A 13,104-nucleotide genomic window follows, 5' to 3' on the forward strand; every position below is an offset into this window, starting at 1 on the left:
TAAGTGGCATTTTTCGGGCATAGTAATGCCTCACTCAAAACGGAATCGATAGCAGTAGTATGGGCATAGGCAATCTGGTTAAAAACATAAGCCGAAATCAATGGTTCTTATTTGCTTTGTTGAGCGCAGCCGTATTTATGAGCGCCTGCCAGCCAGCATCAAATCCCAACGAAACCACGGCTAGCCCAAATACCAGTGTCGCAGTAAAAGCCGCTACAGAAGCAACAACGCTTCGAGCGCCACTCGCGCAGGAAGTCTATATCTGGCAGCGCCAATGGCGCCCCGCCAATCAAACGGCATTAGTGCAAAGCCAAGGTGCATTCCAAGGATTACGTATTTTAGCACTGCAAGCGCATCCAAAACCCAATGGCGCAGACATTTGGTTTGAAGTTGCGGTCAATCATGCTTGGTTGCAGGCGGATCCTAGGCCAAAAATTGCCGTGATTCGCTTAGATGGTCAGTTCGCGCATTTAAATGATGAACAAGTGATCAATAAAATCAACCAAGTACTAGCAACTTGGCAGGCAAAAGGCACGCACATCGCGGGGGTTGAAATCGACCACGACAGTGCCAACAGTAAACTGCCAGCCTATCGGGATTTTCTTAAAAAGCTTAAAGCGCAGTTACCCGCAGAACTCAAACTCAGCATTACTGCACTGCCCGCTTGGCTCAGTAGTGCCGATTTTCCCGTGTTACTCACCAGTATTGATGAACTGGTGCTACAAATTCACAGCGTAAGCGATCCACGCCTCGGACTATTCGATGCGACTCAAGGTTGGCAGTGGGTGCAGCAACTCTCAAATATCAGCACTGTGCCTTACCTTATTGCGCTCCCCGCCTATGGTTCGGCGGTCATCAGTACAGCTTCAGGTTATCAAGTTGAAAGTGAAACACCGCTGCGCGATCAACTCAAATCAGTCAATGTAGTACAGGAACTGATGGCCGATCCTCTAGTATTACAAGCCTTTGTGCAAAAACTACACACTCAAAAAGATGCCAAACTCAGAGGCATTATCTGGTTTCGGCTGCCGCTGGAAGGGGATAAAAGGGTTTGGCCACTCAACACCTTAATCGCCGTTGCACAGCAAGGTGAACTTGCCGCTAAGATTGAATTAGTGATCTCAAGCGATAACAAGGCCACAACTCAAACGATATTAGCCGCTGAAAATAAGCCAAAAAATCTGGAAATCCACAAGCAACAGCTATTCCAACTGAGCTTAATGAATCACGGTAATATTGCAGGTGAAATTCCTCCTATTTTGTCGCTAGCGGGACAAGCTTGCAGCGGGTATGATGCGCAAAATGGCTATAGCGTAATACAAAAAGATGGGCTGTTAACGTGGCAATGGCGAGCTGAGAATACAGCAGCGTTGACACCAACCAAAACAGTTTCACGCACTGCAATCATGCCTATGCCGCAATCAAACAGAGACATTCAAACACACATGCTCAACCCTGGCGGCCAAAAAGTGATAGGCTGGGCACGTTGTGAGTCATTATATTTACAGGGAATTTATGCGCCATAAGCCAAAACTATCGTTTACCATGGCAACACCCAATCGGGCTTTTATGCTTAAAAAGACCACGCTCATTTGTTTAAGCTTATTTTCCCCTATGCTATTGGCCTGCGGCCCCGATTTTCCTTTGCAACTCACTCAGGATAGGCAGAGCAATCTCAGTTATTTACCGCAAACCTCTTTCAGCCAGCAGCTCACCGCCCTCGCAAAACCTTTGCCTTGGCAGTATCAAGATGCCCCCGCTGCACAGGAATATCTCTGGGATGAAGTGCATAGCCGTTATCTTTCACAAACTCGCGCCTTTGAAAACAGCGAGTTAAGTGACGCCCATTTAGCTTTAGTGAACACTTTGCGGGATGCAACGGGCCCCATTGAAGCCGAGCAAATGGCCGCTAAGTTAGACAAAGATCTACCACAAGCACTAACTTGGTACACCTTAGGTGCCGTAGCGTTTGAAGCAAAAGATTATGAGAGGGCGAGTAACTATTTCAGCAAAATCATTAAATTACCACAAAGTGAACGCGCATCTCGTAACCTGTGGGCACTCTATTCGCTGTCGCGTATTGAGCTTATCTTAAGCAAGACTTCGGCTGATCCTGAACATTTTAATCGTGCCAATGCTTACCTAACACAATTACAAAGCGAAGTCGCACAAGGCGCCGCCGATCCCCTTCGTTTGAGTTTAGCGAGCTTAGGTGAGCAAGCCTATATCCTGCTACACCAAGGCCAGCCGCTCCCACAATTGACCAATCAAGGGGCAGGTGAAACTGAGTCAGAGCTGCAAATGGCTCTCACCCCTGATGCACTGAATAAAGCTATTGAGCTCTATGCCACCCAATCGGTACAGGGCGATAGCGGCGGTTATGATTCCTTATTGATGTTAAGCCGCACTTTGATGGGTAAAGAGATTGCTGAACTTAAGCCGCTACTGCAACAGGCGAGCGTGCAGCAGTTATTGATTGCCTATTGGCAAAGCAGCACTAATGAATTCGCCTATAATGGCCAGCTTTCGGAAATGGGATTAAAGGTTGCTGAGCTCCTTAAAGTATTTCCAACGGATGGCTTACAGCTCAACCATGGCGATAAATTAGCGGCGATTTATTACCAGTTAGGGGATTATGCCAGTGCTGAGCGCCTATTAACGCTAGCGAAACCGAGCGGCCTCACTTGGTGGCTCAACGCAAAATTAATGCTACAAAAGGGCGATCAAGCAGAAGCTGCCAAGGCCTATGCTCAGGCAGCGCGTCACTTCCCAGAGCAACTCAATAAGATCTCGACCACAGTTGACGCTAAAGAAACTCAGCAACAAGCCATTAATGCCGATGAAGATACAGCCACTTACTGCCGTATTCGTGCCGAGCAAGGGGTGTTGTCACTAGAGCGTGGCGAATATGTCGATGCGCTCAATCACTTACTCGCCAGCGGTGATGAGTACTGGCAAGACATCGCCTATGTGGCGGAGCGCGTACTCACCACGGCTGAACTTAAGCTATTTATCGACGAACATGTGCCATTTATCGCCTTTGAATACCCTAAAGACAGCGACTGGTACGATAATATTGAGCCAATTAACAACCGCTTGCGCTACTTGTTAGGTCGCAGGCTATTACGCGAAGGCGCGATAGCTGAAGCGCCGGTTTACTTCCCTAATCCTAAACTGAATGCCAGCGCCCTTGCCTACGGCACAGAGCTGAATGCAGCAAAAAAAACAAAAGGCATTGATAGCGCGAAAGCCTATTGGGCTGTTGCCGAACTTGCTCGCCACCAAGGCATGGAACTCTTAGGATTTGAATTAGCCCCGGATTACACTATTTACCAAGGTGTGTTCGATCTAAGTGATTGGAATGAGCCGAGCAAACTGGCTGAGAAAGAACAACTGCGGATCAGCGCCAGCCAAGCAATTCCCGATAAACGCTTCCATTATCGCTACACGGCAGCAGAACTAGCCAACAAGGCATCGGATCATGTACCCCACAACAGCCAAGCCTATGCAGCGCTACTCTGCCAAGCCACAGGTTGGGTCTTGTATCGAGATCAAGAACTTGCCCTACGTTACTACAAAAAATACGTCGCCAACGGCCCCTTTGTGCCTTGGGCCGAGAACTTTGGTTTGCAGTGTGAAGCGCCCGATTTTGACGGTGCAGTAAAACGAGCGCAGGCGAATGAAATGGCAGAATGGAACGCCCTGTACCACAAGCTGAAAAAGCCCGTCGTATTTGGCGTATTAGCCCTCACAGGCTTATTGGGTGTGTGGTGGATGCGTAGAAGAAAAACTCAATAATAAATAACCATTTACGTCTTTCTCTCTCAACATCGACATGATGAAAAGAGAGAAAGACGCATACCGCTTTACTTGTTCACGCAGTTAATCACTTCACCCTGTAAATAACCGTGCACATTCGCCACTGCGATATTGAGTAGACTTTGTCTTGCTTCCTTCGTCGCCCACGCATTATGCGGGCTGATGCTGATATTAGGCGCATGCAGTAAGGGATTATCTGCAGTGGGCGGCTCGGTCGATAACACATCCACGCCGGCAAATAACTTGCCTTGAGCCAGCGCAGCAGCAAGCGCGGCTTCATCAATTAATCCACCGCGCGCTGTATTAATCAGCAGCGCATTAGGCTTCATCAAGGCGAGGGTTTGTTGATTGATAAATTGCTCAGTTTCTGGTGTTAGCGGGCAATGGAGCGAAATAATATCTGATTCGCTAAGCACAGTATCACGTTGCGCCCACATCACGCCTTGGGGTAAATCCTTGATGATTGAACGAGTATTGACAAGAACTTTCATCCCGAATGCGAGGGCGAGCGTTCCCACCTGCTGACCGATATCGCCATAACCTATTAAGCCTAAAGTCTTGCCTTTTAAAGATTGCAACGGCATTAAAGTAAAACAAAAATCTTGGCAGTTCACCCACTGGCCATCGACCACAGCTTGATGATGGGCGGCCACGGCTTGGGTGTGATGCAGAATATGGGCAAACACCATTTGCGCAACGGCATCAGGCGCATAAGCGGGCACATTAGTGACCACTATACCTTGCGCTTTAGCTGCCGCGATATCGACAACGTTCGTGCCCGTGGCCAATACGCCTATGTATTTGAGACTAGGAAGTTGCGCTAGCGTCTTTGCATTCAAGGGCGTTTTATTGGTGAGAATGACTTCAGCACCTTGGGCTCGCGCGACAATATCAGCGCCACTTGTGCGGGGAAAACACGCAAACTCGCCTAATTCATTTAAGGATTGCCAGCTGAGATCGCCAGGATTTAAGGTTTCACCATCAAGTACGACTATTTTCATGCCACTAAATCTCCTTTTAAGACGATGCGTTAAATCTAAAAACTGACTTTGAGCCCAAGGTTAGCCTGAGCCTGCCACATCACATCCGACGTAATGTGCCATAGGCATTCATCTTCATTGCAAAACAGCGAAGTGTCACTGTTGATAAAAGTCGCATAACCCCGAATATCCGCAAACAGGCCAAAGTGTGGCGTCACTTGATACTCTACCCCGCCACCAATCCCCATGGAGAAACGCGTTTCGCTCGACCAACCGCTAGGCAGCATGCGGGTGATCCCCGCGCTGGCGGTGACATAGGGCTGGATATCGCCACGGGGGAAATATAAAGTGCCACCCAAGTGGATGTAATCTAAATCTAACGAGGTAAGAAAGTCTGGCGTAAACAAGCCGCCACTTTTCAGTTCAGAGGCTTGATGACTATATAAAAGATAAATATTACCGGGATCATTGGTGCCAATACCCACCATCAAACCGTAATGGCTCGACTCCTCGACCTTCACATCGGCCTTATCACCCGTTTGATCTGTGTTGACCTCATATTGATTCACATCAAATTGACCGCCCCCCAGACTATAACCACCAAAAGGAGCGATAAACACCTCGGCCTGTGTAGACATAGCCACAGGTAACAAACTCGCCAACAGCAACAAACGGTAAGTGTTTTTCATAATGAATTCCTTATCTTTTACAAAAACCAATTTTATCAAGGCTAACGCATACCGCGCTCAGACTTGACTCTGTCATAGGCTGCTTGAATATCCTGAGCCTTACGATTAGCGAGCTCCATCATTTCCGGTGGCAACCCTTTCGCCACTAACTTATCGGGATGATGTTCATTCATCAATTTACGGTAAGCCCGTTTAACTTCTTGGTCGCTAGCTTCGTTCGTAATGCCAAGTAAACTGTAGGCATCAGTAATCGATGTTTTATTGCCACTCGATGTTTGATGGAAACGAAACTCCGCCTGCCAGCGTTTAAGTAATTCATCTAACTGCGCTCGACCATAACCTAACTCTTGAGCAATCGTCATCAAGATAGCGTGCTCAGCGGGATCCAATTCACCATCAGACAGTGCTGTTTGGATCTGGATTTCGATGAACATCTGCACTAACTCTTTGCGTCCCATCGTAATAACACGGAAAGCTTGTAAGCTGCTGCGCAGATCAAAATCCGCCGATTTACCCTCACGAAATGCCTGTTGCGCCTCTTTACGGGCTTCCCCCGTTAAACGCATTTGATCCATTAATAAGGTCGCAATGCGAATATCGGTTTCGGTAACATGTCCTGATGCTTTCGCCACATGCCCCATTACTGCAAATGTGGTATTAAAGAAAATGGCTTGGCGATTCTTAGCCTGCCCTAGAATCTGTCGAAAACCCACGCCCGATGCTGCACGCTTATCGTAAAGATGACCGAGCCACAAACCTAGCAGTGCACCAAAAATACGGCCGAACATAAAGCCAATGACAAATCCAAAAAACTTACCCCAAAGCCGCATCTTATTTCCTGATTTCTATTATGTATTTGATGCACTAGCTTAATCCTATGGATATGCCAGCACCGAAATTTACTTGTTACTTTGTAACCTTAGTTCAAGCGCTTGCAATCGTGCAATGGTACCGACATCACACCAAAATCCATTAAACAAGGCACCACTAACTCTGTTTTGAGCCATTTGCGATCTCAACAACGGACCCAGTGCAAAGGCGCCCTGCGGCGTGTCATGAAATAGCGCAGGGTGATAAATGCCCATGCCCGAAAACGTGTACTTAACATCGCCACGCTCCTGCACTTGATGACCATTCAAAGCAAAATCGCCATTTGGATGCTGCTCAGGATTAGGCACTAACCATAAGTGAGCGAGCCTATCCGCTGCCAGTTGCGTGATTGGCGGTAAAGCATCAATAAACACATCACCATTAATCACTAAAAAAGGTTCGTCGCTTCCGTCCTCACACAATAAAAACAAAGCGCGTTTAATACCGCCGCCGGTTTCTAACGCACTCTCTTCAGCGCTATACCGAATGCGCACCCCAAAAGTGCTGCCATCGCCCAGAGCTTCGACTAACTTATGCCCTAGCCAAGCATGGTTGATGACGATATCGACTATGCCTATCGCGGCAAGTTTTTCAATATGATAAACAATCAGTGGCTTACCTAACACTGGCACCATAGGTTTAGGCAAACTGTCCGTTAACGGCCGTAACCTTTCCCCTCGTCCAGCGGCCAAGATCATGGCTTTCATTGCTTAACCTCAGATGAAGACTGACTCACAGTAAACGCAGGTAACACACGACGAGTTAACCAGTGTGCAAATGGCACGAGTTCGGGATACTGCAGCGAGATGTCGACAATATACGTTAATGTCAGTGGAATATCCGCCATATACGCAGGTTTACTATCGCGATAATTTAACCGTGCAAAAATCCCCACAGCCTTAATGTGGCGCTGTAAGCCCATGAGATCAAACCAAGTTTGATATTGCTCAAAAGGAGTCTGTGCGGGAATAAAACTAAGCGCTAATGCTTGCTGATAATGATACCGCATCAAGTCTGCGACTAAAGGCTGCGGCCAACGAATATAACAATCGCGTAGTAGTGATACCGCATCGTAAGTCACGGGACCAACGACAGCATCCTGAAAATCAATCACGCACAGCTTGTCCGCTTGCAGCATAAGATTACGGCTATGGAAATCCCTATGCATTCCCACACTAGGTTGAGATAGCGCATTGCCGACGAGGCGATCAAAAGTATCATTCAGCAATTGCAACTCAGCAGCGTCCAAAGACAAATTAAGATGTGTTCCTAACAGCCACTCAGTAAAGATGTGTAATTCACGGCGCACAAAGGCTTCATCGTAGTTAGGTAATGCCTGAACTAAACCGCTATCAAGATTCTTGCACTCAATCACAGCGGCCACTTGCGGTAATAAATCGAGCGCCTGACGGTAAAACCCTTCCACATTTTGTACCGTCAATACAGATAAGAGTTGGGTATCGCCCAAATCACTCATCAACATAAAACCCAAATCGGCATCGGCGTGGATTACTTTTGGAACTGTCAGTCCCACGGCTGAATAAGCATTCGACAGTGCAATAAAGGGGGCGATAGGCACTAACTGAGGCGGTGAATCGGCGGCGATAAAGGTGGCATCGGGCATCGAAATCCGAAAGTAACGCCTAAAACTTGCGTCTCCGGAAATCAACACAGGCATCACCTCACAGGAAAAATAAGCATTCAGCCACTGATTAAGGGAAAGAAATCTCGGATCGGATAAAGTCATTTCATGGCTCTTAAAGAAAAATTGCTTTATTATAGCTGGCATAGAATTTGGAAACAGCTAAGAAATTGAGAGATTTATTAAGCGATGTTGCGTTTGTCAATTGCAACTTTCCCCATCCATACTTGTCCAGAATAAGAAATCATAATTACTGACCTAAAGATGCAGATCCGATACCTTCTGGCCCTGAGCCTGTTACCACAATTAGTCCTGGCAGACGACTCTCTAACCGCTTCGGCATCCCAATGCTTAATCGAACCGCCAGTACCCCGTATCGTATCTCAAACCCAAGGGATGAGTGCGGCTGAACTCAACAAAATTCGTATTGCGTCTGATAACACCAATGCCGAAATGGGGAAGCAGGCGATTTTCCGTGGCGATGTGGTTTTTAGCCAAGGCGATAGGCACATAGCAGCCGATGAGGCGATTTTAGATCAAGCTACTGAACAGTTTGATGCCAATGGTAATTTAGTCTTTCAAGACAGTAACTTCACCGTTACAGCCGAATCCTTACAAGCTCAAATGCGGACAAACCGTGCCACCCTTAAAGGCGCACAATATTGGATCCATGGCCAACAAGTTCACGGTGATGCCGAAAAACTGCAAATTACTATCAATAACAATTTAATTTTAACGAATACCAACTTCACTACTTGCCCTCCTGACAATGTGTCTTGGCTACTCGAGGCCGAAAAGATCAAGATCAACAGTGAAGAAGAATGGGGCGAAATTTGGAATGCCAAACTAAGAATTGGCGGTGTACCTGTATTCTATATTCCCTACATGACAGTCCCCGTTTCAGACAAACGTAAATCTGGCTTTCTCTACCCTAGTTTTAGCACTAGTACTACTGATGGTGTCGAAATTTCCGCACCCTATTATTGGAATATTGCCCCAGAGTACGATTTAACATTTACACCTAGCTATATGTCAAACCGTGGTTTATTCACTAAAACAGAGTTTGGTTATCTGGCGGGTGAGGCCCAAAATGGCCGAGTCAATTTAGAATATCTAGGCAATGACCAATTGATCGATGGTAGCCCGAATCGCTACTTATATAACTGGCAGCATCAAGGGGCGATCGACAAAAATTGGCGTGTATTAGCGAATTTTACCGATGTATCAGATAACAACTATTTCAATGACTTAAAGTCAGATGTTAACCGTGCAACCGATAACCAGTTATCACGCATAGGTGAAATCAGCTACTTCGAAAGTAACTGGGATCTAAGCACCCGAGTACAAGATATTAAAGTACTGGGTGAGGATGAAAAACCATATCAAGTCATGCCTCAGGTTAACTTTAACTATCGCGCTGCTGATTTTTGGAACAATTTAGATTTTGGTTTCAATTCGGAGCTAACGAATTTTGCCCATCAGGACAACAATGTTAATACGGCGACTCGTTTGTACATGTCACCAAGCGTAACTCTGCCAATACATGGGCCTTCAGGCTCGCTCACCAGTCAAGTTAAGTTGATGCAGACCAATTATTGGCAGCATAACGAAGATCCAGACATAGTTGTTGACGACACAGTGAATCGCACCATCCCGCAGGTACGGATTAATGGTCAAATCAACTTCGAACGTTTTACTGAGCTTTTCGATCAAAACTACCGCCAAACGCTCGAGCCACAATTTCAATATCTTTATGTCGGCTACGAAGATCAACGCAACATAGGCATTTATGATACGGCTCAATTACAGGACGACTACTTTGGTCTATTCCGTGATCGTCGCTTCTCGGGTCTGGATCGAATTTCCGATGCAAATCAAGTCACTCTAGGTGTTACTACACGCCTGTTTGATAGTCACAACCAAGAAGCCACTAAATTCAGTCTAGGACAAATTTTTTATCTGCAAGACAGTAAAGTCGGTTACGAAGACAGTATTTTTGAGTCAAATCAATCAACTTCAGTACTTGCTGCAGAGTTAGATACCCGCTTGTCCCATGATTGGTATATGGGGGCTGCGATTCAGTACGATACCAACACCAGTGACAATAAAAAATCTGAAGTCACCTTAGATTTCAGACCTGAAGCGAATAAATTGCTGCAATTTAGCTATCGCTATGTCCCAGATTTATTGAACTCAAATACCAATGATACAGTGAACATCTCCCAAGCGGGCGTTCGTGGCGCTTGGCCAATCAATGACGACCTCTACTTTGTTGGTAATTGGTATTATGACCTTAACGAAAGCCGCAGTATTGAAACTTACACAGGTATCCAGTACGAATCATGCTGTTACGCAGTAAGACTTAGTTATCATTACCGCATTAAAACCAACTATGACGACAACATAGGTTCTGCCACAATTGATCCTCGTGAGCAGTTTGATAGTGGTATCTACCTGAACTTAATCATTAAGGGACTCGGTGGTTCTGGCCCATTAGGCGTATCCGATATGCTCAATGACGGCCTGTTTAACTACAGAAAACCGCTTTATCTGAGGAATTAGCAAAGAATTGTGATAGATTGCTGAACCTCAACAAGGACTCAGAGTCCAAACAGATTAATGAGTGCTTTACCGTTCACCTTTTGCTAAAGCGAATAAAAGCGGATCTTAAGGTCTAACCTTGCACTCAAATGCGTCGCCAAAAAATTACATTAGGGCAACTCACTGTAATTTCGATATAAATGGTAAAGTTATTTCAATTAAGCCGTCGAACCTGACCTTAGAACGTGCCAAGGATTTTGTGGATGAAACCCAGTAAACATCTGATTTTTGCTTTATTTGCACTCGCGATCAGCCAACCTACATTGGCCGCACCCCAGCCGCTAGACCGCGTTGCAGTCCAAATTAACGACGGCATAGTGCTCGAAAGTGAAATCACTAACATGATTGACACTGTTAAAGCGAATGCCAAAGCAGCAAACCAATCGTTACCTTCTGACAGTGCCCTGCGCACTCAGGTGATTGAGCGTTTAATCTTAACTCGCCTACAATTGCAAATGGCCAGTCGTATAGGGCTGAATATTGGAGACTTACAACTAGACCAAGCGATTGAAAACATCGCACGCGAACAAAAAATGTCTGTCGCACAGATGCAACAAAAAATTGAAAGCGAAGGTTTAAGTTTCAGCCAATACCGAGAACAATTGCGCGAAGAAATCACTCTAGGTGAAATTCAACGTATTCAAGTACAACGCCGCATTCAAGTATCACCACAGGAAATTACTAGCCTAGTCAAACTCATCCAAGAACAAGGGATGAAAGATGTGGAATACCAAATTGGCCATATCCTGATTGACGTGCCTAATAACCCCACCAGTGAACAACTCGAAGCATCAAGCAAACGCGCCAATATCGTATTAGAACGTTTGAAGAGTGGTGAGGATTTCCGTCGTACCGCTATCGCTTCTTCTTCAGGTCCTAAGGCACTCGAAGGCGGTATTTGGGATTATATGAACATCAACGAAATGCCAACTCTGTTCGCCGAAGTGATTAACGGTGCGAAAATGGGTGACATTATCGGCCCGATTAAGAGTGGTGCAGGTTTCCATATTATTAAGATCATGGATGCTCGCGGCCTACAAACCAAAGAAATTGAAGAAGTTAGAGCGCGCCACATTTTGCTCAAGCCATCGCCGATCCTGTCAGAAGACCGCGCTAAAGCCATGCTTGAGCAATTCCTGAAACAAATCCGCTCAGGTGAAGCTAAGTTTGAAGACCTAGCGCGTCAGTACTCAGAAGATCCTGGTTCGGCCACAAAAGGTGGTGAATTAGGTTGGGCAGAACCAAGCATTTACGTACCTGAGTTTGCTCAAACGCTCAATAGTTTGAAAAACGACCAAATTAGTGAGCCATTCCGTACGACTCACGGTTGGCATATCACTCAATTAGAAGAACGCAGAAAAACCGACGCCACAGATCAGTTCAATAGCAACCGTGCGCACCAGTTGATCTTCCGTCGCAAATTTAACGAAGAACTGCAAAACTGGCTAGACGAAATGCGTTCAGACGCATACATTGAAATCTTCCAGCCAGAGACCAATCGAGGTTAATTCTAATTGAGCACTAAACGTATTGCCGTTACCCCAGGCGAACCCGCAGGTATTGGCCCCGATTTAGTCGTACAACTCGCTCAGCAGGCTTGGCCTGCTGAGTTAGTCGTTTGTGCGGATCCAGAATTACTTGCGAGCCGCGCGAAACGACTCGGTTTGCAAGTGACTTTCCGCCCTTACCAGCCAAATCAAGCTCCTAAACCGCAAGAAGCGGGCACATTAACCATAGCGCCCTTTAAGTTAGTGAGCGAATCGATTTGTGGTCAGCTCGATGAGCAAAACAGCACTTATGTAGTTGAAACCTTGCGTTATGCGGGCGAAAAAAACATGAGCGGCGAGTTTGATGCTGTCGTGACAGGCCCCGTGCATAAAGGCATTATCAATCAAGCAGGTATTTCCTTTAGTGGCCATACTGAGTTTTTTGCCCATCAAGCAAATTGCCCCGATGTAGTGATGATGCTGGCAACGCCGGGTTTGCAAGTGGCACTCGTGACCACCCATATTCCTCTGGCCTATGTTGCAAAAGCCATAACACGCCAACGCTTACAGCATATTATCAAGATTCTACATGCCGATCTCATCAGCAAATTTGGCATAGTTTCACCGAAAATTTATGTCTGTGGTCTCAATCCACACGCAGGTGAAGACGGCCATTTAGGGCGTGAAGAAATCGACGTGATTATTCCTGCACTCAACGAGTTGCGAGAAGAGTTCCAGATGAATATTGTCGGCCCATTACCGGCCGATACTCTGTTCCAACCTAAATATTTACAGGACGCCGATGTCGTCTTGGCCATGTACCATGACCAAGGACTTCCCGTTCTCAAGTCACAAGGATTTGGCAAATCGGTAAACATCACCTTAGGTTTACCTTATATTCGTACCTCGGTTGACCACGGTACGGCGCTCGATCTCGCGGGTACAGGCAAGGCCGATATTGGCAGTTTTGTCTGTGCTCTGAATAAAGCCATTGAGTTATCCTCAAAGAACTAAAC

At 46.3% G+C, this 13,104-nt stretch carries 10 protein-coding genes; 5 read left to right on the plus strand and 5 right to left on the minus strand.

The window, feature by feature from the left end; all coding sequences use genetic code 11:
- The first annotated feature begins 59 nt into the window (after nucleotides 1-59).
- Both L5M40_RS08175 and L5M40_RS08180 read left to right on the plus strand, forming a co-directional pair.
- A complete protein-coding gene (locus tag L5M40_RS08175) occupies nucleotides 60-1,526 on the plus strand; it encodes a DUF3142 domain-containing protein (RefSeq protein WP_263175727.1) in 1,467 nt (488 codons plus the stop codon).
- Complete coding sequence (locus L5M40_RS08180) at nucleotides 1,516-3,798, plus strand: hypothetical protein (RefSeq protein ID WP_263175728.1); 2,283 nt, start codon at nucleotides 1,516-1,518, stop codon at nucleotides 3,796-3,798. The genes L5M40_RS08175 and L5M40_RS08180 overlap by 11 nt, the downstream gene beginning before the upstream one ends.
- A gap of 68 nt (nucleotides 3,799-3,866) precedes the next feature.
- On the opposite strand, the gene L5M40_RS08185 is transcribed toward L5M40_RS08180, so the two are convergent.
- From L5M40_RS08185 to L5M40_RS08205, 5 genes are all read right to left on the minus strand, one after another.
- Nucleotides 3,867-4,820 carry a D-2-hydroxyacid dehydrogenase gene (locus L5M40_RS08185; RefSeq protein ID WP_263148333.1) on the minus strand — a complete coding sequence of 318 codons (954 nt, stop codon included), beginning with the start codon at nucleotides 4,818-4,820 and terminating at the stop codon, nucleotides 3,867-3,869.
- Nucleotides 4,821-4,855: 35 nt separating this feature from the next.
- Entirely contained in the window at nucleotides 4,856-5,488 is a 633-nt protein-coding gene (locus L5M40_RS08190; RefSeq protein WP_028761520.1) for an outer membrane beta-barrel protein, read from the minus strand.
- Between the two features lie 41 nt (nucleotides 5,489-5,529).
- On the minus strand, nucleotides 5,530-6,318 hold the full coding sequence (gene djlA, locus L5M40_RS08195; RefSeq protein ID WP_113939902.1) for a co-chaperone DjlA: 789 nt from the start codon (nucleotides 6,316-6,318) through the stop codon (nucleotides 5,530-5,532).
- Nucleotides 6,319-6,387: 69 nt separating this feature from the next.
- Entirely contained in the window at nucleotides 6,388-7,065 is a 678-nt protein-coding gene (gene murU, locus L5M40_RS08200) for an N-acetylmuramate alpha-1-phosphate uridylyltransferase MurU (protein WP_263148335.1), read from the minus strand.
- Nucleotides 7,062-8,105 (minus strand): aminoglycoside phosphotransferase family protein, encoded by a 1,044-nt coding sequence (locus L5M40_RS08205; RefSeq protein WP_263148336.1) that lies wholly within the window; start codon nucleotides 8,103-8,105, stop codon nucleotides 7,062-7,064. The genes murU and L5M40_RS08205 overlap by 4 nt, the downstream gene beginning before the upstream one ends.
- Before the next feature lie 159 nt (nucleotides 8,106-8,264).
- Between L5M40_RS08205 and lptD the strand changes: the two genes are divergently transcribed.
- The 3 genes from lptD to pdxA all read left to right on the plus strand — a co-directional run bounded on the left by lptD (nucleotide 8,265) and on the right by pdxA (nucleotide 13,102).
- Nucleotides 8,265-10,562, plus strand: a complete 2,298-nt coding sequence (lptD, locus tag L5M40_RS08210) for an LPS assembly protein LptD (RefSeq protein ID WP_263172401.1) — start codon at nucleotides 8,265-8,267, stop codon at nucleotides 10,560-10,562.
- 242 nt (nucleotides 10,563-10,804) lie between these two features.
- Nucleotides 10,805-12,109, plus strand: coding sequence for a peptidylprolyl isomerase SurA (surA, locus tag L5M40_RS08215; protein ID WP_105249993.1), 1,305 nt, complete (start codon nucleotides 10,805-10,807; stop codon nucleotides 12,107-12,109).
- Between the two features lie 6 nt (nucleotides 12,110-12,115).
- Nucleotides 12,116-13,102, plus strand: a complete 987-nt coding sequence (pdxA, locus tag L5M40_RS08220) for a 4-hydroxythreonine-4-phosphate dehydrogenase PdxA (RefSeq protein WP_105249994.1) — start codon at nucleotides 12,116-12,118, stop codon at nucleotides 13,100-13,102.
- Nucleotides 13,103-13,104: the final 2 nt, after the last annotated feature.

Source organism: Shewanella sp. SM68, from assembly GCF_025653925.1.
Lineage (GTDB): Bacteria > Pseudomonadota > Gammaproteobacteria > Enterobacterales > Shewanellaceae > Shewanella > Shewanella oncorhynchi.